Source organism: Bacteroides sp. Marseille-P3684 (assembly GCF_900291465.1).
In the GTDB taxonomy this organism is placed as follows: domain Bacteria; phylum Bacteroidota; class Bacteroidia; order Bacteroidales; family Bacteroidaceae; genus Phocaeicola_A.
Map to the genome: position 1 here is coordinate 1852699 of NZ_LT985808.1, position 26898 is coordinate 1879596.

At 50.2% G+C, this 26898-nt stretch carries 18 protein-coding genes; 17 read left to right on the plus strand and 1 reads right to left on the minus strand.

Going from position 1 to position 26898, the window contains the following annotated elements:
- Positions 1-31 precede the first annotated feature (31 nt).
- The 12 genes from C8275_RS07070 to C8275_RS07125 all read left to right on the plus strand — a co-directional run bounded on the left by C8275_RS07070 (position 32) and on the right by C8275_RS07125 (position 18656).
- Complete coding sequence (locus C8275_RS07070) at positions 32-1291, plus strand: sigma-54-dependent Fis family transcriptional regulator (protein ID WP_106484616.1); 1260 nt, start codon at positions 32-34, stop codon at positions 1289-1291.
- On the plus strand, positions 1278-1799 hold the full coding sequence (lptE, locus tag C8275_RS07075) for an LptE family protein (protein WP_022385202.1): 522 nt from the start codon (positions 1278-1280) through the stop codon (positions 1797-1799). Before C8275_RS07070 ends, lptE begins: the two co-directional genes overlap by 14 nt.
- 25 nt (positions 1800-1824) lie before the next feature.
- Entirely contained in the window at positions 1825-2586 is a 762-nt protein-coding gene (locus tag C8275_RS07080) for a hypothetical protein (protein WP_106484617.1), read from the plus strand.
- 1 nt (position 2587) lies between these two features.
- A complete protein-coding gene (gene secG / locus C8275_RS07085; protein WP_106484618.1) occupies positions 2588-3010 on the plus strand; it encodes a preprotein translocase subunit SecG in 423 nt (140 codons plus the stop codon).
- Positions 3011-3611: 601 nt separating this feature from the next.
- Positions 3612-6965 (plus strand): SusC/RagA family TonB-linked outer membrane protein, encoded by a 3354-nt coding sequence (locus C8275_RS07090; protein WP_106484619.1) that lies wholly within the window; start codon positions 3612-3614, stop codon positions 6963-6965.
- A 23-nt stretch (positions 6966-6988) separates the two neighbouring features.
- On the plus strand, positions 6989-8503 hold the full coding sequence (locus C8275_RS07095) for a RagB/SusD family nutrient uptake outer membrane protein (protein ID WP_106484620.1): 1515 nt from the start codon (positions 6989-6991) through the stop codon (positions 8501-8503).
- A 19-nt stretch (positions 8504-8522) separates the two neighbouring features.
- Complete coding sequence (locus tag C8275_RS07100; RefSeq protein WP_022384244.1) at positions 8523-9287, plus strand: DUF4843 domain-containing protein; 765 nt, start codon at positions 8523-8525, stop codon at positions 9285-9287.
- A gap of 22 nt (positions 9288-9309) precedes the next feature.
- Positions 9310-10869, plus strand: a complete 1560-nt coding sequence (locus C8275_RS07105) for a PKD-like family lipoprotein (RefSeq protein ID WP_106484622.1) — start codon at positions 9310-9312, stop codon at positions 10867-10869.
- A 515-nt stretch (positions 10870-11384) separates the two neighbouring features.
- Positions 11385-14735, plus strand: coding sequence for a SusC/RagA family TonB-linked outer membrane protein (locus C8275_RS07110; RefSeq protein WP_106484623.1), 3351 nt, complete (start codon positions 11385-11387; stop codon positions 14733-14735).
- 22 nt (positions 14736-14757) lie between these two features.
- Positions 14758-16293 carry a RagB/SusD family nutrient uptake outer membrane protein gene (locus C8275_RS07115; RefSeq protein ID WP_106484624.1) on the plus strand — a complete coding sequence of 512 codons (1536 nt, stop codon included), beginning with the start codon at positions 14758-14760 and terminating at the stop codon, positions 16291-16293.
- Between the two features lie 13 nt (positions 16294-16306).
- Positions 16307-17086 (plus strand): DUF4843 domain-containing protein, encoded by a 780-nt coding sequence (locus C8275_RS07120; RefSeq protein ID WP_106484625.1) that lies wholly within the window; start codon positions 16307-16309, stop codon positions 17084-17086.
- 16 nt (positions 17087-17102) lie between these two features.
- Entirely contained in the window at positions 17103-18656 is a 1554-nt protein-coding gene (locus tag C8275_RS07125; RefSeq protein WP_106484626.1) for a PKD-like family lipoprotein, read from the plus strand.
- A 169-nt stretch (positions 18657-18825) separates the two neighbouring features.
- On the opposite strand, the gene rho is transcribed toward C8275_RS07125, so the two are convergent.
- Positions 18826-21021 carry a transcription termination factor Rho gene (gene rho / locus C8275_RS07130; protein ID WP_106484627.1) on the minus strand — a complete coding sequence of 732 codons (2196 nt, stop codon included), beginning with the start codon at positions 21019-21021 and terminating at the stop codon, positions 18826-18828.
- A gap of 1087 nt (positions 21022-22108) precedes the next feature.
- Here rho and C8275_RS07135 point away from each other — a divergent pair.
- From C8275_RS07135 to abc-f, 5 genes are all read left to right on the plus strand, one after another.
- Entirely contained in the window at positions 22109-22486 is a 378-nt protein-coding gene (locus C8275_RS07135; RefSeq protein WP_022384251.1) for a RidA family protein, read from the plus strand.
- 79 nt (positions 22487-22565) lie between these two features.
- Complete coding sequence (locus C8275_RS07140; RefSeq protein WP_369861094.1) at positions 22566-23681, plus strand: hypothetical protein; 1116 nt, start codon at positions 22566-22568, stop codon at positions 23679-23681.
- Between the two features lie 48 nt (positions 23682-23729).
- Positions 23730-24119, plus strand: a complete 390-nt coding sequence (locus C8275_RS07145; protein WP_022384253.1) for a VOC family protein — start codon at positions 23730-23732, stop codon at positions 24117-24119.
- Positions 24120-24132: 13 nt separating this feature from the next.
- Positions 24133-24960 carry a DUF3805 domain-containing protein gene (locus C8275_RS07150; RefSeq protein WP_106484629.1) on the plus strand — a complete coding sequence of 276 codons (828 nt, stop codon included), beginning with the start codon at positions 24133-24135 and terminating at the stop codon, positions 24958-24960.
- Complete coding sequence (abc-f, locus tag C8275_RS07155; protein ID WP_106484630.1) at positions 24960-26840, plus strand: ribosomal protection-like ABC-F family protein; 1881 nt, start codon at positions 24960-24962, stop codon at positions 26838-26840. The genes C8275_RS07150 and abc-f overlap by 1 nt, the downstream gene beginning before the upstream one ends.
- The last annotated feature ends 58 nt before the right edge of the window (positions 26841-26898 follow it).

A 26898-nucleotide genomic window follows, 5' to 3' on the forward strand; every position in this document is an offset into this window, starting at 1 on the left:
GTACTTTTGTCTGCTAAACAGATAAGAGACTATGGTCACATCCGAAATACAACAAGTAAAGCTGAAGTTTGGTATCATAGGCAATTCGGAAGGGTTGAACCGCGCGATAGACATTGCTATCCAGGTAGCCCCGACCGATTTGTCTGTGCTCATCACCGGTGAGAGTGGTGTCGGTAAAGAACATTTCCCGAAGATAATCCATCAGAACAGCAGTCGCAAGCATGGGCAATACATTGCTGTCAACTGCGGTGCCATCCCTGAAGGCACGATAGACTCCGAGCTCTTCGGGCACGAGAAGGGTGCGTTCACCGGTGCCATCGGCGAACGCAAAGGCTACTTTGGAGAAGCCAACGGCGGCACCATCTTCCTCGACGAGGTCGGCGAGCTGCCCCTGTCCACCCAGGCCCGTCTGCTCCGTGTGCTGGAGACGGGGGAATTCATCAAGGTCGGTTCGTCAAAGGTCGAGAAGACCAACGTGCGCATCGTGGCAGCCACCAATGTCAACTTGACCCAGGCGATTGTCGACGGACGCTTCCGGGAAGACCTCTACTACCGTCTGAACACCGTGCCCATCAAGATACCGCCCTTGCGTGAACGGCAGGAGGACATCTACCTGCTCTTCCGCAAGTTCGCTTCCGACTTTGCCGAGAACTACCACATGCCTCCCATCCAGCTGACCGACGAGGCACGCAAGGTGTTGACCGCCTATCCCTGGCCCGGCAACATCCGTGAGCTGAAGAATATCACCGAGCAGATTTCCATCATCGAGAAGAAGCGGGAGATTGATGCCACGACCCTGCAGACCTACATCCCGCTCCATCAGGAGAGACGCATCCCCATGCTGGCAGGCGGACGGGGGACGTCGTCGGGTGCCAGCTTCGAGAGCGAACGGGAGATTCTCTACAAGATTCTCTTTGACCTCCGTTCCGACGTCACCGAGCTGAAGAAGCTGGTGCACGACATCATGAACGAACGTCAGCCGGGGACTGTCCCTGCGGCTTCCACGCCGTCGGTGCCTTACTATCCCGGACACCCCGACGTGCAGCTGATGCCTGCCCCGATCAACCAGATGCCTACCATCAGCATCCCCTCCACATCGCCCCATCCGTCCGCTGAAGAACAGGATGCGGCGGAATATGTCGAAGAGTCGCTGTCGCTCGATGATGTGGAACGCGAACTCATCAAGAAGGCACTGGAGAAGAACCACGGTAAGCGCAAGAGTGCTGCCAAAGACTTGAACATCTCAGAACGAACCCTATACAGAAAACTGAAAGAATATGGCTTGGAATAAACTCATCCGGAAAGGCATCCCCCTTGCCTTCGTCCTGTTGACCCTGTTGTCATGCACCATCTCCTACCGTTTCAACGGTGCGTCCATCAACTATGACAAGGTGAAGACCATCACCCTGAACAACTTCGAGAACCGTGCCCTCTATCAGTACGGTCCGTTGGCACCGCTGTTCAACAACAAGTTGCAGGACGCCTATGCCCAGCAGACGAAGTTGCAGTTCGTCAAGCGGGGAGGAGACCTGGAACTGTCGGGTGAGATTACCGGATACGATGTCTACAACAAGGCGGTAGCTGCCGATGGCTATTCTGCCCAGGTGGAGCTGCGCCTGACGGTCAACGTGCGTTTCGTGAACAACACCAACCACTCCGAGGACTTCGAACAACGGTTTACCGCGTCGCAGACTTATGACTCCACGCTCCAGCTCACGGCTGTACAGGACGGGCTGATTGAAGAGATGACCAAGGAGATTGTCGACCAGATATTCAACGCCACGGTGGCGAATTGGTAACCCCTTTCATAACCCCCTTTGTCTCATGACCGACTTGCAAACTTGGATAGAGCACCCCGACCGTCTGGACCACGACTCGCTCGACGTGCTGGGACGGCTGGTGGAGCGTTATCCCTACTATCAGACAGCCCGTCTGCTCTACCTGAAGAATCTTTACTTGTTGCACGACCCAGCCTTCACCGGAGAGCTGCATCGTGCCATCATTTATATCACCCATCGTGCCTCCCTCTGCCGTTTCATCGAGGGAGACCGTTCTCCACTGACGAAGGAGAAGCCCGGCGAGGCGGCTCCGGACGAAAGTTCCGACCGCACCCTGGCGCTCATCAATGCCTTTCTCTCGTCCGTTCCCGAAGAATCATCCTATGCCGCCATCGGCAATGGGATTGCGACGGACTATGCCGCCTACCTGCTGAAAGAGGAGGAACAGACGGACGAGAAGCCGGAAACCGAGGTGGCACCCATGCGCGGACAAGCCCTCATCGACCAATTCATCGAACAGGCGGATGAAGGCTTCTCTTTCCAGCGGAAGGATGAAGAAGCCGGATTCTCTACTGACGGAGCAGCCGTTGACGAACGTCCGTCGGTGGACATCGACGAGGATGCTGACATCGACGACAGCTACTTCACCGAGACATTGGCAAAAATATACATCAAGCAGCAGCGATATGCTAAGGCTCTTGAAATAATTAAAAAGCTTAGTTTGAAATATCCAAAAAAAAGCACTTACTTTGCAGACCAAATAAAGTACTTAGAGAATTTGATTATTAACGCTAAATCAAAAAAATAAAATGACTGTATTTGTGATATTAGTTTGCCTCATCGTAGTGGCAGCAATTTTGATGTGCTTCATCGTTTTGATTCAAAATTCAAAAGGTGGCGGCTTGGCAGCCGGTTTTGCTTCATCCAACCAGATCATGGGTGTCCGTAAGACGACCGACGTACTTGAAAAAGCCACTTGGGGCTTGGCAATCTTTATGGTTGTGGTGAGCGTCATCTCGGCATACGCCCTTCCGACTGCCGGTCAACAGGACTCTGTCTTGCTGCAAGAGGCTCAACGTGAGAGTCAGACTAATCCGCAAGGCATTCCCGGTTTCGACGCTTCCAAGGTTAACCCGGCAGAGCAACAGGCTCCTGCACAGGGTGAAGCACCTGCCGCAGCCACAGAAGGCAATGCTGCCGAACAACCGGCTGCTCCTGCCCAAGGCGAATAAAGCCTCAGACATTTTCCCCGTACAATCTCTCAAATCGTTTATATGAGTCCGTTGCTCTTTCCGACAGGGCAACGGATTTTTTTTTGTACCTTTTCATTTGGGTGGTATCTTCTTGTCCATCTCCTTTCCGGTGATTCGGGTTGAAGCGTCTGCTTGAAGCTCCAGTCTGTACGGTTACAACCCTGGAATTTGGAAACATGAGAGTACCAGATTGCATTCCAGCCTTTGGTACTCTGAGTTCCAGCCTTTGGGACTGCGAGTTCCAGGCTTTGGGACTGCGAGTCCCAGGCTTTGGAACTGCGAGTTCCACGGCGTGGGACTGTGAGTTCCATGGCGTGGTACTGTGATTCCCACGGCGTGGAACTGCCATTCCCATGTGCTGGTCCTCCGATTCTCTTGCTCATCACCGGCTTCCTCACCTCCTGAAAGACTCGTTTTACAGTCCGTAAACCTTCCCTGAATACTCCTGCTTGAGGACTCCCGCACCAACCTTTTTTTAAGTTTCTGGAAAAAAGTCGTAAAAATGGTGCCCGAAATTTTTTCTGAAACGTATTATATATAGAGAAGAAAAACAGGAATATTAACCAAATCAAGTTTCATTATGGAGAAATGCAGATTTTTAAGCTTCGTGATGTTGCTTTGTTGTCTGTTGCTCACACCACCGGTGCAGGCACAGAATGACGATGGGAAGCGCATCACGATGGAGTTGAAAGGAGAGACCCTGTCAGCTGCTTTGAAGAAGCTGGAAGGGTTGTCCGGTTACCGGATTTTGTTTTCGTATGATGACGTCAGCGACTATCAGGTGAGCGGGCAAGTGAAGAATGCGACCGTTGAGGCTGCCTTGAAGATGATTTTGAAGGGGAAACCTTTCGAATACATTATCGATGGACAATTTATCAACGTCAGCCATCTGAATAAGGGTAAGAAAAAACCGACGGGAGGGGATAAAAAGATTACCGGCACGGTGCTGTCCAAAGAGGACGGACTCCCGGTAATCGGAGCCTCGGTTCGTATTGCCGGGACGGAGCAGGGGGCTGCCACCGACCTCAACGGACAATTCACTTTAGATGTTAAGCCGGGAACAACCCTGCAGGTTTCATACATCGGCATGAAGACACAGACCCTGCAGGCCATGCCGGGGATGGAGATCATCCTGGAGTCGGATGCCAAGACCCTGAATGATGTGGTGGTGACGGGAATCTTCCGTAAAGCCAAGGAGAGCTATACGGGAGCGGCGACAAAGATAGGCGGGGAGAAACTGAAGATGTACAAAGGCCAGAACCTGCTTCAGACCCTGCGCAACGCCGACGCCTCACTGAATATCCCGATGAACAACATGATGGGTAGCGACCCGAACTCCCTGCCGCAGATGAACATCCGTGGCACATCCTCGTTGCCGCTCAGCATCAAGGAGCTGAATGAAACCACGAAACAAAACGTCAACACGCCGCTCATCATCATGAATGGTTTTGAAATCAGCCTGACCAAGCTGATGGACTACAACGATGAAGAAATCGAGTCGATTACCATCCTGAAGGATGCTTCCGCTACCGCCATCTACGGTTCACGCGGTGCCAACGGCGTCATTGTGGTGGAGACCAAACAGCCCGAACCCGGCAAGCTGAAGATGACAGCCATCGCCGGTCTGAGTCTGGAAATCCCCGACCTGACGTCTTATGACCTGCTGAATGCCCGCGACAAGCTGGAGCTGGAACGTCTGGTGGGACTGTATGAGTCGGAAGGAAAGCCTTCGCAGACATTGGAGTATCAGAAAGACTATCAGAAACGCTTGAAAGATATATTGTCTGGTGTAGACACGGATTGGCTGAATAAGCCCTTACGAACAGGAATTGGACAGAACTACAATCTACGCTTAGAGGGTGGTCGCGAGGAATTCCGTTGGGGAACTTCACTCTCTTGGAGAGATACGCAAGGTGCCATGAAGGGTTCATCCCGTCGGGTGTTCAATGGTGATATTACCCTGATGTACACGTATAAAGATTTGATATTCCGCAACTATACGAATATCGGGAACACATTGAGCGATAATAGCCCGTATGGCTCTTTTAGTACCTATGTGGAGATGCAACCCTATTATCGCCCCTATGATGATGATGATCGACTGATCCGTTATTTTCCAGGCCTTCACAAGACCTCGAATACCATACAGAATCCCTTGTATGATGCTACGCTGAACACGTTTAATAAAAGCCGTACGTTAGGAATTATCAATAACTTCTCCATCGAATGGAAAATATTGCCAGAGCTGATACTGCGTGGACAGTTGGGACTTTCCACAACCCGTTCGACAAGTGACATCTTTTATCCGGCAGAACATTCCATGTTTAATACCAAAGCTAATAACAGTTCGAATCTGGAAATTATTCGTAAAGGTAGATATAAGTATGGGAGTGGTGAGGGTTTCTCCTATGATGGCCGTTTGACTTTGAGCTATTCAAAGATTTTCAAAGACAAGCATCAGCTGTATACCGGTTTTGATTATTCGATCACAGAGAGCAAGAGCAAGAACTACTCTTTCGTAGCAGAAGGGTTCAGCAGTCAGGATTTGCCTTTTTTAAGCAATGCATTGTCTTATGCATCTGGTCAGGCTCCGACCGGTAGCGAGATTATCAGTCGTCGTGTAGGTTTCACCGGGAATGTGAACTATACATATGACAACCGCTATTTTGTGGATGCTTCCTACCGTTTGGATGGATCTTCTCAATTTGGTGCTGACAAACGTTTTGCTCCGTTCTGGAGTATTGGTGCCGGATGGAACATACATCATGAACGGTTTATGGAGCCACTGTCGCCCGTGGTTAATGCTTTACGCCTGAAGGCATCGTATGGTGTGACTGGAACCATGGACTTCACTTCGGCAGCAGCACGTACCATGTATCATTACAGTTCTGGAGACCGTTATGTCAGCTGGAACGCTGCTCACTTATCGGGATATGGAAATAAGAAACTGACTTGGCAAGATACCTATGAGACGAACTTGGGACTTGAGTTCTCTTTGTTTGATTACCGGATTAGCGGTGAATTCAACTATTATATAAAAGATACAGACGGGCTATTGTCTTCTATGAATATTCCCTTGGCCATGGGCTTTTCTTCCTATTCAGACAATGTGGGTAAAGTGCGCAACTCGGGTTTTGAAGCCTCTCTGAATGCATACCTGATTCGTGATACCCGGCATGACTTTAGTTGGATGGTCAATGGCCAGTTGGTTTATAATAAAAATAAAATCATTAAGTTGTCCGATGCTATCAAGGCGCAGAATGAAGAGTTTATTTCTGCTTCGTCATCTATAGCTCGTACTCAGCCAGCCCACTTGCTCTATGAGGGCCGCTCGATGTATGGACTTTATGTCGTCCGTTCACAAGGCATCGATCCTGCAAATGGTCAGGAGATGTATTTGGACAAGGATGGCAATGTAACCAAGAGATGGAATAGGCAGGACTACACGTATGCAGGTGTTGATGCGACTTATGGTTCGCCTTATCGTGGAAATGCCGGTACTATGATTCGTTGGAAAGACTTGACACTGAACGTCTCCTTTGGATATCAATGGGGAGGACAGACTTATAATAGCACATTGATCGACCGTGTAGAAGTCACGAATGGAACGATAGCTGTCCAGAATGTCGACCGGCGTGTGTTCAGTGATCGTTGGCAGAAGCCTGGAGACAGAACTTTCTTCAAGGCTTATGGAGACCAAGGAACGTATGCCACTTCCCGTTTCGTGATGGATGACAATTGGTTTGATATACAGTCCGTGAGCCTGCAATATCGTTGGAATAGTGTCTGGTTGCAGCGTACAGCCAAACTACAGAGTATACTCTTCGGGTTAAATATGACCGATTTGTGGCACTTCTCTTCCATTAAGTACGAACGAGGTACTAGCTATCCGTTTGCTCGGAATGTACAAGGTAGTGTGACGTTCTTATTCTGATAAAACAGTAAAAGATTCCTATTATGAAAAAGAAATATATTTCATTCCTTTTTGCAGCCTGTTTGCTGGGGACAATGCCGTCTTGTAGCGACTGGCTGGATGTGACTCAAAATATAGAGAAGGATGCCGATAAGATGTTCGATAATTACAGCGGTTTTAAGGGAGCTCTTACGGGGTGTTACTCTGATTTGACAAAGAGAGATTTGTATGGAACACGTATGACGATGTCGACTGTAGATGCGTTGGCTTCTTTGTGGTATTTCGACATGTCAGTGGACTATTATGACTATATCAAGGAAAACTATTACCTGCGTAATCATGACTATAGTCAAACGATGTCTCAATCGATTTTTGAGAGTATCTATAGTAATATGTATAATGCTGTGTTGGAGGTGAATCGGGTTATTCAGGCTTTCCAAGAGGGGAAAGGACTTGTGATATCCGATGCAAAATCGCGCGCAGTGGTTGAAGGTGAAGCTTATGGGTTGCGTGCCTTCCTGCATTTGGACATATTGCGTCTGTTTGGACAGGTTCCCGTGGAAGCATCCATCCAAGTAAAACTTCCTTATGCAGAGGTTACCTCCTTTGAACAATCGTTGACTTATTATACCTTTGATGAATACGTCTCGAAACTCAAGGAGGATATTGAGCGAGCTAAGTCGTTATTGAAAGAGAATGATCCGGTCGGACAATATACCTTGTTAGAATTGAATCAAGTAGGCACAAAGGACAGTGATGTAACTCTGGATGATGATTTTATGTCCTATCGTCAATACCGCATGAACTATTGGGCTGTGCGTGCTTTGGAGGCTCGTATGTACCTCTATCTGGGAGACAAGGCGAAAGCGCATGATGTTGCGTTAGAGGTAATAAATGCAAAGACAGCTTCCGGTAAGGATGTGGTCGAGCTTAGTAGTTTTCAGGATTATGGTCAGGCAACTCATAAGGTGTATTCTTCTCCATCAGAATGTCTGTTCTCTCTTCATTTTGCTAATTTGCATGACATCTCTGTACCTTTGCTTTATGGCAAGCCGGAAGTGGAAGGGGAAACTAATGCCGGGGTTGTGAGTGCACAGCGAAATCTGGTTATGTCCACGACATGGAAGGATGATTTGTTTGTAGGTTGTGACCCTAATGATGTCCGGGAGGATATATGGTCAGATACTAAAGACTCGCAGAATCATGAATACCCGACTATCAGTAAATATTATGTGGAAGAAGATTCACCGGGAATTATTCCGCTGTTGCGTTTGTCTGAAATGTATCTGATAGCGATGGAGGGTGCTACTACGCTGGAGGAGGTCAATACTCTTTATTCGAAGTATATGGTATCCAAGAATGTATCCCGTTCGGATTATTTTAAATCTTTTGATGAACTGAAAATTGAATTGCCTAAGGAATATCGTCGCGAGTTCTTTGCTGAAGGGCAGATGTTCTATTTCTATAAACGCAATAAGACCCAGCGCCTGTGGTCAAATGAAAGCATGTCGATGGATGAAGGGCTGTATATTATCCCCAATCCTGATACTGATTTTTAACTCATAAATGAAAATAGCGATGAAGAATATATACAAGTTTTTATTAGGTCTTTGCACGGTGTTCCCGGCGTTGACGTCCTGTGAGAAGGATTTACCGGTATACAATAATGAGGCATGCGGTCTGATGTTTGAGTATAAGTATGAACGTGACTCTGTATTTGGTTATTCTTTTGCCTTTGGACCTAGTGATGTGACAATTGATACCGTGTTTATGAAGGTTTCTCTGTTGGGTAATGTCACTGATTATGATCGCCCCATAGCCCTACAGCAGGTGCTTACCGGTAAGAATGATGCTCGACCGGGTGAACATTATGTACCGTTCGATGATCCTTCACTGGCTTCCAAATACATATTGCCCGCCAAGGCTACGTCTGCGACTATACCAGTGGTGTTTAAGCGGGACGCAACGTTGAAGTCTGCTGATTATATCCTGAAACTGACGTTCAAACCGAATGAGGCTTTTACTTTTGCTGCAAAAGAGCGTGCTTATCGTACGCTGACAGTTTCTGACCAATTGCTGATGCCGAATAACTGGCGTCTTTATTGCCAACACTTTTTTGGCCGTTATGGAAAGGTTAAGCATCAGTTTATGATTGATGTGACAGGTTTCCGCTGGGATAATGAGTATGTGGATAACGAGGTAAAGCGGTATTTGAGCAGCGATCAGAACGTACTGTTTGGCTTGCAATATAAATTGCGGGATGCAGTAAAGCAATATAATGCCACGCATAAGGAACCTCTACGGGAGGGAGAAGAGTATGACAACGCGCTCGTTAAGTTTTAACAATTTAAAGTGATTACGGCTTATGAAAAAGATATATTATGGTCTGTTGGCAATGGTCTCCTTCTTATTGTCCTCATGTTTTGATGACAATGGGAACTATACCTATAAGGATGTAGAGGAGATTAAGATTGAGGGATTGGCTGAAATGTACAGTAATAACTCTTACAACGGAGAGGTGCTGGAGATTGATCCGGTCATTACATCCAATTATACCGACTTGACTTATGAATGGTATATGTGGAGTCTCGATAAAGAGGGAGAAGGCTCAAGTAATTGGGACGAAAATGAGGAACCTTATAAGGCTGAGCTTATCAGTACCGATAAGAAGTTGTCATACCCGGTTGAGTGTCCGATAGGTCTGTATACACTGATGCTTAAAGTAACATCATCTTCTAATGGATATTTTGCAATGGCTACCACCCGGTTTGATGCGCAAACTGTGTTTACGCGTGGCTTCTATATATTGAAGGAAACAAAGGATGGAAATACGGAATTAGATCTTTACAGTCGTGATAGGAATGTATTGTCTGATTTGTTGACGGCTACAGGACATGGAGCTATGAAAGGGAAACCTTTGGCGTTAGGGGCCTTGCAGAGTCATTCAATGTTGGATGATAATAACGAATCTGTAGCGATACATACCGTATGTGTGACCACGCAAGATGGAGAGATTGGCCTATTTAATACAGAAAATTTAGAACAGGCGCATAATGCACATACCATTATTACGGGTGGCTTGGATAAAGGGGAGATTCCCTATTTAGCCTTTACTTACGGATATAGTAATTATTTACTGACTGGAAGAGGATGTAATGTGGCATATATTCCAAGTATGATGCCGACTTCAGGAGCCATAGGAATCCCTGCGAAGACAGGAGGTGCCAGTCGTTTTGTAATGACCGATGGTGGATATACTGTCTATTATTGGAATAACGAAGAGCAGCGTATCGATTGTGCTGATTGTATGCAGTTTGGAGGAATGTTTACCTATGATGAGAATGGATTCTCTACCAAGGGAATGGAGTGCTTGATGTGTGGGCTTTCACAGACTGATGCTAAAGGTTATTTTCTTTTGAAAGATAAGGATGGGAAACAATATATTTATGAAATGGTTGCCCCTGTGGTTGGGAAAAATACTCCGACTCCTCATACAAATAAGCGTGTGGAAATCCCGGCAGACTCTAAGTTGGCATTAGCGACAGCCTATGCAGTGAATGCCAAAACAACCAATGTGCTTTATTATGTATATAATAATAAGCTATATACGTATAATTTGCCGAATTATACAGAGAACCCAGCTCCTGTCAATTTGTCGGGACTACCTGCTGACGAGACTATTACGTATTTGTCTTATCAGTGGCAGGATTATGACAATGACGAGGATAATAATTTTGTTTACCTGGTGGTTGGTACACAAAAGGGAGATGACTATAAGATCTACATGTATGATTTGGAAGCCGGTATGCCTAAAAATCTTGTGAAGTCGTTTGGAGGTCAAGGGAAAGTGAAGATGTGTGTTTACATGTCTTCTGCAGTATATAGCGGTATTATCCGGAAACAAAATAACTCTCTACCCAATTAGCAGTCCTATATCTCAATGCAGAAAGATGTGCCTGTACATGACCCAGGCACCTTATACTTTCGGCAGATGCAAATATTCCATCACGAACTGATAAATGAGATAGACGAGGCGACAGGTCAATAAGTCGGTAGTCTGAACCGTTGCAAGGGGAACGTACCCGTGCTAGAGGTTTGCGGAAGCGAACTGACAGCCATGGTACGTTCCCCTTTTGTTGTATGCCTTTCGCTACACCCCCCCCCCATCCGGGCAACGTCCCCTTTTCCGATGAAATAAATATTCACGAATCGCAAAATTCGTTGATGAACCTCAATATTTTTCTTTTATGACAAGAGTAGATGTTATCTGATGGTTTTACAGTACTTTGCTGCTTGATTAGTCGGTCCGATAAACTAAATCTCCAAATTTTTTTTGAACTTTCTTAGAAAAAAGTCGTAAAAATGGTGCCCGATTTTTTCTTTGAAACGTACTATATATAGAGAAGAAAAATATGAACATTCACTAAATTAAGTAGCATTATGGAGAAATGTAGATTAATGAGCCTTGTGATGTTGCTTTGCAGTCTGTTGCTCACCCCTCCGGTGCAGGCACAGAATGACGACGGAAAGCGCGTCACGATGGAATTAAAAGGAGAGAATCTGTCAGCTGCATTGAAGAAGCTGGAAGGATTGTCCGGTTACAAGATTTTGTTCTCGTATGATGACGTCAGCAAGTATCAGGTAAGCGGACAAGTGAAGGATGCGACCGTTGAGGCTGCCTTGAAGATGATTTTGAAAGGGAAGCCGTTCGAGTATGTCATCGACGGACGTTTCATCAATGTGAACCTTCTGAAAAATGGGAGTCAAAAACCCGTGGGGAGGGATAAGAAAGTTTCTGGAATGGTTATTTCAAAGGAGGACGGACTCCCGGTGATCGGTGCTTCGGTCCGTGTCATGGGGACCAACCTCGGTGCGGCTACTGACGTTGAGGGACGTTTCACACTTAACAATGTGGAAGATGGAGCCAAGCTGCAGGTGTCGTACATCGGTATGAAGACACAGACTGTGGAGGCATTGCCTTCCATGGAAATCCTGTTGGAGTCGGACTCCGAGACCTTGGACGATGTCGTGGTGACCGGTATCTTCCGCAAGGCGCGTGAGAGCTATACCGGTGCGGCAACTACCATCGGTCAGGAAAAGCTGAAGATGTATAAGGGCCAGAACCTGCTGCAGACATTGCGCAACGCCGATGCATCGCTCAACATCCCGATGAACAACATGATGGGTAGTGACCCGAACTCCCTGCCGCAGATGAATATTCGTGGTACCTCTTCTCTTCCGCTGAGCATCGATGAGCTCAACGAAACCACAAAGCAGAGCGTCAATACCCCGCTCATCATCATGGATGGTTTTGAAATCAGCCTGACCAAGCTGATGGACTACAACGATGAAGAAATCGAATCTATCACCATCCTGAAGGATGCTTCTGCCACTGCCATCTACGGTTCACGTGGTGCCAACGGTGTAATCGTTGTCGAGACGAAGCAGCCCGAGCCCGGTAAACTGAAGATGACCGCTACGGCCGGTATCACGTTCGAAGTCCCCGACTTGACATCCTATGACCTGCTGAATGCCCGCGACAAGCTGGAACTGGAACGTATGGTCGGACTGTATGAGTCAGATGGCAAGCCGACGACAACGATGGAATACGAACAGCTTTACAAGTCGCGTTTGAAGGATGTTTTGTCCGGTGTCGAAACGGACTGGATGAGCAAGCCCTTGCGTACCGGTATCGGTCAGAACTACAATGTCCGTCTGGAAGGTGGTCGTGACGAGTTCCGTTGGGGAACCTCCTTGTCCTGGAAGGATACACAGGGAGCCATGAAGGGTTCTTCCCGCCGTGTGTTCAATGGCGACATCACCTTGATGTATACCTACAAGAACTTGTTGTTTAGGAATTATACGAACATTAGCAACACTTTGAGCGACGAAAGTCCTTACGGTTCGTTTAGTAATTATGTACAACAGCAGCCTTATAACAAACCTTACGATGAGAACGGGAATGTCATCCGTTATTTTGATACCACAGCCGGTTCGAGCTATCAGTCACAGAACCCCCTGTATGATGCCATGCTGAACACGTTCGACAAGAGCCGTACGTTGGGATTGATTAACAACTTCTCCATCGAATGGCGGATTCTGCCGGAGTTGATCCTGCGCGGTCAGCTGGGATTGTCCACCACCCGTGGTACAAGCGACCTGTTCTATCCTGCCGAGCACTCCATGTTCAATGATACGGAATACACCGGACTGGAGGGAATCAGCCGGAAGGGAAGCTATACGTACGGAACGAGCGACTCCTTCACTTACGACGGCCGTCTGACGCTGAGCTATTCGAAGACATTCAAGGATGTACACCAGCTGTATGCAGGTCTTGATTATTCGGTATCGGAAAGCAAGACACGTGACTATTCATTTGTAGCCGAAGGCTTCAGCAACGAAGACTTGTCATTCATCACCAACGCCTTGCAGTATCAGGACGGAAGTGCCCCGACGGGTAGCCAGATTATTGACCGCCGCATCGGCTTTACCGGCAACGTCAACTATACGTATGACAACCGTTACTTCATTGATGGTTCCTATCGTATCGACGGTAGTTCCCAGTTCGGTTCAGACAAGCGCTACGCTCCTTTCTGGAGTGTCGGTGTGGGATGGAACCTGCACCATGAAAAGTTCATGGAAGGTCTGACGCCTGCCATCAGCAACCTGCGTCTGAAAGCTTCCTACGGTGTGACGGGTGCCATGGACTTCAACCAGGCTGCCGTGGAGACCATGTACAATTACCTGTCAGCAGACCGCTATCTGAGCTGGAGTGCAGCCCACCTGCAGGGTCTTGGCAACAAGAACTTGACGTGGCAGGAGACACGTGAGTCGAACATCGGTCTGGAATTCTCCCTGTTCGACTATCGCATCACCGGTTCTTTCGACTGGTACATCAAGGATACGGAAGGATTGGTTTCCCACATGAATATGCCTCTTGCCATGGGCTTCTCCTCTTACTCAGCCAACGTCGGCAAGGTGCGCAACAGTGGTTTCGAAGCTTCTTTGAGCGCTTATATCATCCGGGACATGGAGCGTGACTTCAGCTGGATGGTCAGCGGACAGTTGATTTACAACAAGAATGAGGTCATCAAGTTGTCTGATGCCATCAAGGCACAGAACGATGAGTATGTCTCCACCGGTGACTTGTCCAACACCTCTCCAGCCAATCTGCTGTATGAGGGACGTCCCCAATACGGTATCTATGTCGTTCGTTCCTTGGGCATCGACCCGGCTACCGGTAAGGAAATCTACCTGGACAAGAATGGCAACCCGACTACCGTATGGAACACGGCAGACCGCGTTTATGCAGGTGTAGACGCCACTTATGGCTCTCCTTATCGTGGAAATGCCAGCACCATGATCCGCTGGAAAGATTTCACGCTGAACGTATCGTTCGGATACCAGTGGGGTGGTCAGACATACAACAGTACGTTGATAGACCGCGTGGAAGTGACGAACCTCACCATCGGCCGTCAGAATGTAGACCAGCGCGTGTTCAGCGACCGTTGGCAGAAACCGGGCGACAAGACCTTCTTCAAGGGCTATAGCAACGAGGCGACTTATGCCACTTCACGTTTCGTGATGGATGACAACTGGTTTGACATTCAGTCCGTCAGCCTGCAGTACCGTTATTCGACGGCCAGACTGCAGCAGGCAACCGGCTTGCAGAGCATTCTGTTCGGTGTGAACATGTCTGACTTGTGGCACTTCTCTTCCATCAAGTATGAAAGAGGTACCAGCTATCCGTTTGCACGCAACATTCAAGGTAGCGTAACCTTCTTATTCTAACTCTTAAAATGAATTCTCGATTATGAAGAAGAAATATATCTCAATGGCAATCGCAGCATTGCTGGCATGTGGGTTCGCATCCTGCAACGATTGGTTGGATGTGCAGCAGAACACGGAGAAAAAGGCTGACCACATGTTTGACAATTATGACGGTTTCAAGGGAGCTTTGGCTGGCTGTTATTCTGACCTGCTCAAATCGGACCTGTATGGAACCCGTCTGACCATGACTGACATCGAAGGGCTGGCATGCTTGTGGAGCCTGGACGTCGGTAACAGCAACTACACCGACGGTATGTTGACCAGTGCCTATTTCCGTGAGCACAACTATTCGCATAACTTGACCGAGACCGCCATCCGCAGCATCTATGGGGCGTTCTATAACACCATTCTTGAAGCCAACATGGTGATCAAGGCGTGTCCGGAGCACGGGCAGAACATCCCGGAAGAAGACTCCCGCGCAGTCGTGGAGGGCGAGGCGTATGCCATCCGTGCGTTGTGTCACTTTGATTTGCTCCGTCTGTTCGGACAGCTGCCGGTGAATGCCACGACGCAGGTGGAGTTGCCCTATTCCGAGGTGACGAGCATCGAGGACCCGCTGGTTTACTATTCGTTCGATGAGTTTGTGGCAAAGCTGGAAAGCGACCTGAACAAGGCGGAATCCCTGATGAAGGACAACGACCCGGTGTTCCAGTACACGATGGACCAGCTGAACAACATCGGTGCAGAAGGATATGAGGACGTGTCGGTGGAGGATGATTTTATGTACTCCCGCCAGTATCGTATGAACTATTGGGCGGTGAAGGCGCTCCAGGCCCGTATGTACATGTATCTCGGCCAGGCACAAAAGGCGCACGACATTGCGATGGAAGTCATCAATGCGACGACCGCCTCCGGCGACAAGGTGGTGGAGCTGAGCTCTGCGACTGACTACGGACGTCCGGATACAGAGGTGACTGACGATAATCCGCGTCTGTTTGCTTCTCCCTCTGAATGTCTCTTCTCGTTGTATGTCCCCGATTTGTACGGACTGGCAAGAAGCCTGTTGAACGGCAATAAGTCCAGTCAGGCACAAGGCGACAGAACCTACCTGTTGCCCCAGAGCATGCTGAACGACCTGTTGCAGGGACTTGATGCGGCAACCGATGTCCGTGCGCAATACCTGTGGGCGATCATCAACGACGGACAACAGCACTACTACGGCACCACCCAGAAATACTATGCGAGCGAAGACAGCCCGTCAGGCTGCATCCCCATGCTGAGACTGTCGGAGATGTATCTGATTGCCGTTGAAGGAGCTTCGACGTTGGACGAGGCGAATGACTTGTATGCGACTTACATGAAGTCGAAAGGTTCCTCACCGAAGGCATTTACTACCACCGAAGAGATGCGGACGGAACTGGAAAAGGAATACCGTCGTGAGTTCTTCGCCGAAGGACAGATGTTCTACTACTATAAGCGGAACAACGTGAAACATTTGTGGTCGAAGGAGGACGTTGACATGAGAGAAGCCGACTACATCCTTCCTGTGCCCAACACAGAATATAATACGAACCGGTAAATAGGAAATAGCTATGAAAAGAATATATGATACCTTGCTGGCAGGGATGCTTTTGGCAGCTCCCTTGTTCGTCAGCTGTGAAAAGGACCTGTCCATCAATCCAAACCCGGAGAGCCGCATGGCTTTCGTCTATAAGAATACAGAGGATTCGCTCGTGTCCAATTCGTTCGCTTATTATGAAGACGATGTGGTGATTGATACCGTGTGGTTGGATGTCATGCTTTATGGAACACTAGAAGATTACGACCGTCCGATTGCGCTGGAGCAGGTGACGACCGGGGAAAACGATGCCGTGCCAGGAAAGCACTATGTGGCGTTCGATGATGCCCAGCTGGCGGCATATTACAAGCTCCCTGCCAATCAGCTGGAAACCAAGTTGCCGATTGTGCTGTTGCGCGACGCTTCGTTGAAGGAGGAGAATTACACCCTGAAGATAACCTTCAAGCCCAACGAGTATTTCGGGCAGAGTGTCAAGGAAAGAGCTTCGCGGAGCGTCCTGATTGCCGACCAGCTCGTACGGCCGAATAACTGGGACGGGACCATGGAGTGGTTCTTCGGCGAATATGGAACAGAGAAACACTTCTTCCTGATTCAGACCTTCGGCGGCAACTGGGACGATGCATACATTGAAGAAGAAATCCTGGCGTATTACTATACGGACCAGATGGTGCTCATGGGTATGGCGCGCAGAGCCGGAGAAGCCTTGAGCGAGCTGAATGCCGAACGTGAAGCCAATGGGCTGGGTCTGCTGAAGGAAGCTGACGGAACCGTTGTAGAAATTCCGATATTCTAATTAAAATGTGATTGTTATGAAAACAAGATTATCTATAGTCTTATTGTCATTGTTGACATTCAGTCTGACGTCGTGCTTTGACGACGATGGCAATTATACGTACCACGATGTGGATGAAATCACCATCAGTGGCATCCAGGAGTCTTATGCGAACATTTCCTATAGCGGCGAAGTGCTGGAGATAGACCCTGTGGTTGAGAGCAACTATACCGACCTGAAGTATGAATGGTCCATCTGGGAACCTTCGAAAGAGTTTGGTACCAATGGAAACATGACCGATGATACGTATGCATCCGAGGTCATCGGGACCGAGAAGAAGCTGACCTATCCGGTCGAGTGCCCCATCGGCAGATACACCATCAAGCTGAAAGTCTATTCCGAGTCGACGGGCTATTTCGCTACGGCTTCGACCCGTTTTGACGTCGGTTCCGAGTTTACCCGCGGTTTCTACATCCTGAAGGAGACGGCTGACGGCAATACCGACTTCGACCTGTATGTGAACGAGGATACTCCCATCAAGGAGAACATACTGACCCTGACCGGGCAAGAGACGTTGAAGGGCAAACCGCTTTTCATCAGCAATGTGGCAAGCCATGGCTATCTGGATGAAGCAGGCGATTACCAGGGTGCCCATACCATTTGTGTGACGACTGAGGAGGGAGACCTGGGCTTCTATGACACCAATTCGATGCTGAAGATTCATGACCGGAGCGATGTGCTGAACGGAGGTATGGCGGCGGATGAGAAGCCGTACACCGCCTTCTCTTTTGGAGCCTCTAACTTCTTCCTCTCCAGCAAGGGTACGTACATGAGCTACGTGTATGCCATGATGCCGACATCGGGCACGTTCCAGATGCACGGCACGGGAACGAACGGAGGCAGCCAGTTTGTCTGCAGCGATGGCAGCACCAATGTCTTCTTCTGGGATGAGCAGAATCAGTGTGTCAATGTCTCCGAGAATCTCCAGTTCGGACAGATTTTCGGTACATACGACAACAATGGTTTCTCGACTGAAGGCTTGACCTGCCTGTCCTGTGGTTCCAACCTGGCAGTGAACAATGCGTACTTCATACTGGAAGGTGCGGACGGGAAGAGATACCTGCACGAAGTTTCCATGTCAGGAACGGACGGATACTTCAAGGCAACCCGCCACATGGAGCTGGAACCGGGTTCCAAGTTGGCAAATGCCACCGAGTTTGCCGTGAACGAGCTGACAGCATCTTACATGTACTTCGTCTACAACAATCAGGTCTATGTGTATAACCTGACGAACTATACGGAGGAAGACACGCCGCTGACACTGGAGGGAATCCCGTCGGATGAGACCATCACCTACCTGTCCTACCAATGGCAGAACTTCAATGGTGATGCCGATTACAATTTCACCCATCTCGTTGTCGGCACACAGAAGGGAGATGCCTACCGGTTGTATATGTATGACCTGGAAATCGGACGTCCCAGCAAGCTGGTTCGGAAGATTGAAGGAAACGGAAACATGAAGATGTGTACCTACACCACGTCTGTAGATTTCAACTACAACCGGGGAGACCAAAGCTCGTTGCCCAATTAAACCCAAATAGGTCATTAGACCGCTTTGGGTTAAGCGTGACGGCTGGGCGGCATGAAAGAATGATTGCACCCTACATTTCTCTCTCATAAACAACCCTCAATGCAGAAAGCCCGGATGGCTCACACAATGTGAAACATCCGGGCTTGTTTATTGTGGTGGGGAGTTCCGGTTATGAGTTCATGCTCATGAGGAACTCGTCGTTGTCTTTCGTACGTTCCAGGTGGTCCTTGACGAACGTCATTGCCTCGATGGGGTTCATGTCCGAGAGGTATTTGCGGAGAATCCACATGCGGTCGAGCGTCTGCTTGTCGAGCAGGAGGTCGTCGCGGCGTGTGCTCGATGCCACGATGTTCACGGCCGGGAAGATACGCTTGTTCGAGAGGTTGCGGTCGAGCTGAAGCTCCATGTTACCCGTACCCTTGAATTCCTCGAAAATCACTTCGTCCATCTTCGAACCCGTATCAATCAGTGCCGTGGCAATGATGGTGAGCGAACCACCGTTCTCGATGTTACGTGCCGCACCGAAGAAACGTTTGGGCTTGTGCAGCGCGTTGGCATCGACACCACCTGAGAGCACCTTGCCCGATGCCGGGGAAACGGTGTTGTAGGCGCGGGCAAGACGGGTGATGGAGTCGAGGAAGATGACCACGTCGTGACCACATTCCACCATGCGCTTGGCCTTTTCCAGCACGATGCCGGCAATCTTCACGTGGCGTTCGGCAGGCTCGTCGAAGGTCGACGCGATGACTTCCGCGTTGACGCTGCGTGCCATGTCGGTCACCTCCTCCGGACGTTCGTCGATGAGGAGCATGATCATGTAGACATCGGGATGGTTGGCGGCGATGGCGTTGGCAATGTCCTTCATCAGGATGGTCTTACCGGTCTTCGGTTGTGCCACGATGAGGGCGCGTTGTCCTTTGCCGATGGGAGCGAAGAGGTCCACCACGCGTGCCGAGAGGTTGTCGTTGTATCCTTTGCAGAGGTTGAACTTCTCATCCGGGAAGAGCGGGGTGAGGTGGTCGAAGGGTACACGGTCGCGCACCACTGCCGGGTCTTTGCCGTTGATTTTGTTCACCTTCACCAGCGGGAAGTATTTCTCACCTTCCTTCGGCGGACGGATGGTGCCTTCCACCACGTCGCCCGTCTTCAGTCCGAACAGCTTGATTTGCGATTGGGATACGTAGATGTCGTCGGGTGAAGACAGGTAGTTGTAGTCCGACGAACGGAGGAAGCCGTAGCCGTCTTGCATGATTTCCAGCACACCGATGCCCGCGAGGATGTCCTCGAAGTCATATTCCTGCATGCGGCGGTTGTTCTGGTAGCCACGTTCGGACTGGAAGTTGTCACCCCCGTAATTGTTGTTGTAGTTGTTCTGATAGTAGGGGCGTTGCTGGTTGTTGTTATTGTTGTTGTAGAAACGTTGCTGGTTATTGTTGTTGTTGCGGCGTGCCCGTTGGTTGTTGGGGTTCTGGTTGGGATTGTTGTTCGGTTGCTGGGGCGCTGCCGGCTGTTCCATCTTGGTCGCTTCAAACTTGGTGAACAGCTCGCTGGGGATTTCCGCGTTTTCAGAAGGGAGGTCTTCGATGGGGATGAATTCGTCGCCGGTCGAAGTAGCTTCGCCGGTCGTTTCCTGCTGAGGCTTGTCCGTGGATAGTTCGTCCTCGTTGTCGTTGTCCGACTGGTCCTCCAGCTCTTCGAGCAGAGGCACCTCTTTGGCAGGTTTAGCAGCGGCAGCCGGTTTGGCGGCAATCTTCGGTTGGGCTGTAGCCTCAGGCTTGGCGGTCTCCTTGGCGGCAGGTTCCTGTGCGGGAGCCTCCTTCTTTGCCGGGAGTGCTGCCGGGACTGTTGCCTCCTTTGCCGGAGCGACATCAGTCTTGACCTCCTGGTTGGCAGCAGCCGGAGCCGTTTCCGGTTCGGCCTTTGCCTCTTTCTCTTTTGCCGGTGTCACCTTGTTCTTGCTTCCCGGTTTGCGTCCCCGTTTCTTCGGAGCGTCGGTAGCAGCTGTCGTGTCGGTGTCGGCGGCAGCCTTGGTGTCTTTCTTTTCAGCCGCAGGTTCAGCGGACGGTTTAGGTGTAGCTGTTTTCTTAGGTTCTTCCACTTTCTCTGCCTTGTTCTGGTTGGCGGTGTAGACTTTCACCTTTTCACTTTTCTCTTTGCCGGCGATGCGTGAGCGCTTGCGGGTGTCTTTCTTCTTGTCCGCGTCAGCAGCTGCTTTCTTGGAAGCACCGGCGATGGCCTGCTCGTCCAGGATTTTGTAGACGAGTTCTTCTTTCCTGAAGGAATGGATGCGGGTGATTCCCATTTCTTGGGCAATAGTTTGCAGTTCCGACAAGGATTTGTCGTTCAATTGAATGATATTATACATATAAGTAAATGATCTTTTGTCCTCCTTTTGTTTTACGGATTCAGTTCCTGCATTGTAGGAAATAAACGCAGTTATCCCACTTTTAGAGTGTCCCACATGACACGTTCCGACAGGATACAGGAAATGGGGGAGGAGACAGTGTTTTTGATTTTATTTAAATTCGTTTGATTGGTTCGGCTTCGGAGTGAAACCTTGGTTTGTTATTGTAGCCGCAAAAGTAGTGATAATATTGAAACCGCGTATCATTTGGCGGCAAAAATTTCACAAAAAGTCAAATCTTCCTCCCCCGCAGCTTCATTTTGTGGCACCGGAACCTGCCGGTATTCCGTTTTGCAGATGCGGATGCGGAACCTGTGCACAGCGGAAGACTGTCGTTGACATTTTGTCAAACGAAGGCCTCCACAGTGCCTTTCCTCGCATCCAAATACAGTTTCGTGGATTTCGTGGCATTCTGGAGCGATTCGCAAAATACACCTTGTCACCCGTTCGCCTTGGAAGATGTTCTTCCGGAAAGTCTGTTGGGTCGTAATCCCTTCCGCCTGACACCGGACGCAGGTTGTACCGTGCAGAGTGAAACCTTCCGATTTGTTGACACCACTCACCTTCCAGCGAACGAAACCTGCACTTTTTGCATTTCCTTTTCCGAAGATTTGACTTTCACGGACGAAACAATATTGTTTGGGGAGGTGAAACTATATTGTTTGACGAGTCAAACACTTGTGTTTCGCAGGTCAAACAACATTGTTTGAGCGTTAAAACGTAAATATTCCAGAAATCAGATGTATAGTTTTCTAAAATCAAGGTCGTTTTCGGGGCTTTTCATTTACATACGTTCACGTTCGCGTGCTGGTTTGCCCGATTTTTGAAAAGTACGCGTCAGCCGAAAACACTGAAATCCGCAAATCATGTCAGCAAAAAGAGGATAAAGGGTTGCAAACCGTCAAAAGGCGGTTCCCCGGTAACCCCGCGTCCGAATGATGTTAAGGATTGCAAAAGGTTGGAGAAACTTGCTGCATGATGCCGTGTCATACGCATAAATGGTGTAATTTAGCGTTACAAATTGGTTTAACTAAAAAGATACAGCACTATGAAGAAAGTTATCGCAACAGAGAAGGCTCCTGCAGCCATCGGTCCTTACAGCCAAGCCATCGAGGTGAACGGTATGGTGTTCCTTTCCGGACAGATTCCCGTCAATCCTGCAACCGGTGAAGTTGTCGAAGGCGGAATTACCGAACAGACCACCCAGGTGTTCGAGAACATTAAGAGCGTGTTGGCTGAAGCCGGGCTGACTACTGCCAATGTTGTGAAGACCACTGTGTTCATGGCTGACATGTCCTATTTCGCTGACATGAATGCCGTGTACGCCAAGTATTTCGAAGGCGCATTCCCTGCCCGTTCGGCTGTTGCCGTCAAGGGGCTTCCGAAAGGCGTTCTGGTCGAGGTGGAAAGCATCGCTGTGAGATAAAGTCATGATGCTCTCCCAACGTCCTCGCACAGGAAGGTTGATGATTTTGGTCGGGGCGTCCCTGGCCGTCATTTGCGGCATGCTTTACGTATGCCGCAATTTGTTTTGGGACCGCGGCTTTGAGATTACCGATGAGCTGGGTGGCAACATCTTCCCGTCCGCCATTCTCTCGACAGCTGCCACCGATGCCGAAATCATGGTGCCTGCCGACAGCAACTACGTCGGCAAGCCTCTGTCAGGCATTGCCCTGCGTGTGACTTCCGGGCGTGCCAATACCCGTGTGAGGGTCACCTTGAAGGAGTCGCCTTTCTTCTCCGAATCCATTTCGGAGTTTGTCTTGCCGAAGGCAGGAACGGAATATACCGTCTATCCGGAAATCGTGTGGAACTACGAAGCGCTGAAGAACAATGTGCAGTCCACTCCCCTGACCTTTACCGTCCGGATGGAGATGGACGGCAAGGAGTTGCCCGTACGCACCAAGACCCTGTCGGTGCGCAGCGTGAACGAGTGCCTGCTGGGCTATCTGGACTCCCGCAACAAGTATCACGACACCGGCATCTTCTTTGCCGCCTATGTCAACGAGGAGAATCCGTTGATAGACAAAGTGCTCCGGGAGGCTCTCAATGCGCGCATCGTGAAGCGTTTCTGGGGCTACCAGGGGACGGCAGAGCAGGTTGACCGGCAGGTGTATGCCTTGTGGTATGTGTTGCAGAAGCGCAATTTCAAGTACAGCTCCATCTCGAACACCAGCCTGTCGTCGAATGTGGTCTTTGCTCAGCGCGTGCGTACGTTTGACGACGCTCTGGCTGCCGCGCAGATCAACTGTGTGGACGGCAGTGTGCTGTTCGCTTCCCTGCTGAAGGCAATCAACATCAATCCCATCCTGGTGCGTCTCCCCGGACACATGTTCGTGGGGTATTACACCGACAAGACGCACAAGCACGTGAACTTCCTGGAGACGACGCTCATCGGCGAAGTCAATCTCGACGACTTCTTCCCCGAAGAGGCCTTGGACTCCACCGTGGTGGGAAAGTCGCAGGCTGAGGTGTCGCGGCTGACGTTCGAGAAGTCGAAGCAGTATGCCACGCGCAAGTATGAAGAAAGCAAGGACAAAATCGAGGCAGGCGAGCGCAACTACATGTTCCTGGAGATTTCCCGAGAGACGCGCAGCCGGGTTCAGCCCATCGGCAAGTGACGTTCGCTTCTCATTCCCTGTTTGTCACACCTAAATACACAGATAACTATGGAAATAAAAGCAAGATTTGACCATTTCAATATCAATGTGCTCGACCTGGAGCGCAGCATCGAGTTCTATCACAAGGCACTGGGCCTGCATGAGCACCACCGCAAGGAGGCAGCCGACGGCTCGTTCATTCTGGTTTACCTGACGGACGACACCGGGCATTTCCTGTTGGAGCTGACCTGGCTGCGCGACCACACGGAGCCTTATGAGCTGGGTGAGAACGAGAGCCACCTGTGCGTCCGTGTGCCCGGAGACTATGACGAGGTGCGCCGTTTCCACAAGGAGATGGGGTGCGTCTGCTTCGAAAACGAGGCGATGGGGCTGTACTTCATCAACGACCCCGACGACTATTGGATTGAAGTGCTTCCGCTGAAAGAGGCGGGCATCTAACGACAGAGTGCCTATGGATAAAAAGAGATACATTGCTCCCGGCGGATGGTTTGCCCTCTACTATCCGGAACGGTGGAGCGAGTTTGAAGACGAAGAGGGCAGCTTCCTGTTTTATGACCCCGAGAAATGGAACGGCAACTTCCGCATATCCGCCTACAAGGACCGTTCCTCCTCTTATGCCCGGGAGTCTGTTGCCGACGAACTGCGTCAGAATGACCAGGCACGTCTGAAGACCGTGGGGAGCTGGGAGTGTGCCTACAGCTGCGAGACCTTCATGGAGGGCAACGAGGCCTACACCACCCACTTCTGGCTGACGGGAGTGGGCAACGTGTCGGTGGAGTGCAGCTTCACCGTGGCGAAAGGTTCGTCCGTCGAACCGGCGGAAGACATCATCGCGTCGCTGGAGATACGTTCCGACAACCGGCGCTATCCCAAGGAGTACATCCCCGTCCGTGTGCTGGAAATCAACGAAATCAATCAGGCGTATGACTGGGCGTCCTCCTACATCAAGAAGGCACTGAAGAAGGACTTCACTGCTACCGGGCGCGACCTGGACCACATGCAGAAGGTCATCGACGGAGGCAAGCTCAATCCGCGTCAGACGGAGGCTTGGCAGGCATTGGGGCTGACGTTCGGTACCATCCTGGTCAATGAGATGGACGGCATGGACTGGGTGACGGTGATTGACGGCAGTGAGGAGTACCCTGCCTTGCGTTTTGCCGATACCGACCTGGTGGTTGCCCCGCTGAACCTGTTTGCCGACAAGGTGCGCCGGGGAGAGCCGTGCGACGTGAAGAAAGAGTTTGAACGGATTAAGAACGAAGTGGAGCGGAGACTGTAATGGCAAATCCTTATTTACAAGTAGAAGGGCTGACGAAGAGCTTTGGCGACCTGCTGCTGTTCCAGCATATCTCGTTCGGCATTGCCGAGGGAGAACGCATCGGTCTGATAGCCAAGAACGGCAGTGGAAAGACTACCTTACTTAATATCCTAGCAGGCAAGGAGGGGTATGACGAGGGCAGCATCGTGTTCCGTCGTGACCTGCGGGTGGGATACCTGGAACAGTCGCCTGCCTATCCCGAAGAGCTGACGGTGCTGGAGGCCTGCTTCTATCACGGCAATGAGACGGTAGACCTCATCCGTGAATACGAACGCTGCATGGAGACCCCGGGCAATCCCGGACTGGACGACCTGCTGATGCGCATGGACCATGCCAATGCCTGGGATTACGAGCGGAAGGCCAAGCAGATTCTGTCGCAGCTGAAGATTGACCGCTTCGATCAGCGCGTCGGTCAGCTCTCCGGCGGTCAGCTGAAACGCGTGGCACTGGCGAACGTCCTCATCAACGAGCCGGACCTGCTCATCCTCGACGAGCCGACCAACCACCTCGACCTGGACATGACGGAGTGGCTGGAGGAGTATCTGAAGCGCGGCACGTTGAGCCTGCTCATGGTGACACACGACCGTTATTTCCTCGACCGCGTCTGCTCGGAAATCATCGAGATAGACAACCGTCAGATTTATTCCTACAAGGGAAACTACAGCTATTACCTGGAGAAACGGCAGGAACGCATTGATGCCACCAATGCGGAGATTGCCCGTGCGAACAACCTTTACCGGACGGAACTGGAATGGATGCGCCGCATGCCGCAGGCACGCGGTCACAAGGCACGTTACCGCGAAGAGGCGTTCTATGAGCTGGAGAAGGTGGCGAAACAGCGCATCCGGGAGAAGGATGTGAAGCTGGATGTGAAGGCATCCTACATCGGCTCGAAGATTTTTGAGGCAGACCATCTGTACAAGAGCTTCGGCGACCTCAAGATACTCGAAGACTTCTCCTACATCTTTGCCCGCTATGAGAAGATGGGCATCGTGGGCAATAACGGGACGGGCAAGTCGACCTTCATCAAGATTCTGATGGGGCTGGAACAGCCGGACAGTGGTACGCTGGACATCGGAGAGACCGTGCGCTTCGGCTATTATTCGCAGGAAGGCTTGCAGTTCGACGAGCAGATGAAAGTCATCGATGTGGTGCAGGACATTGCCGAAGTCATCGAGCTGGGTAATGGCAAACGGCTGACAGCATCGCAGTTCCTGCAACATTTCCTGTTCACTCCCGAGACACAGCACAGCTATGTCTACAAGCTCAGCGGAGGCGAACGCCGCCGGTTGTACCTGTGTACGGTGCTGATGCGCAATCCGAACTTCCTGGTGCTCGACGAGCCTACCAATGACCTCGACATCGTGACGCTGCAGGTGCTTGAAGAATATTTGCAGAACTTCAAGGGATGTGTCATTGTGGTGAGTCACGACCGCTACTTCATGGACAAGGTGGTCGACCACCTGCTGGTCTTTAACGGTCAGGCTGACATCCGCGACTTCCCCGGCAACTACTCCGATTACCGCGCCTGGAAGGAAGCACGTCAGCAACAGGAGCGGGAAAAGGCAGCTGCCTCTTCCGAGGAGAAGACGGAGAAGACCGCCCGTGTGCGCCTGAACGACAAACGCCGGATGAGTTTCAAGGAACGTCGGGAGTTTGAACAGCTGGAGAAGGACATCGAAGCGCTGGAGGCGGAGAAGGCACAACTGGAAGCCGACTTGTGCAGCGGAACGCTTTCCGTTGACGAGCTGACCGAGAAGTCAAAGCGTCTCCCCCTGTTGAATGAGGAGTTGGATGAGAGGACACTCCGCTGGCTGGAACTGAGCGAGCTGGAGGGATAACAGAACACGGGAAGGTGCGTCTGCAGAAGCTTCATGCCTGTTTCTGCGGACGCACCTT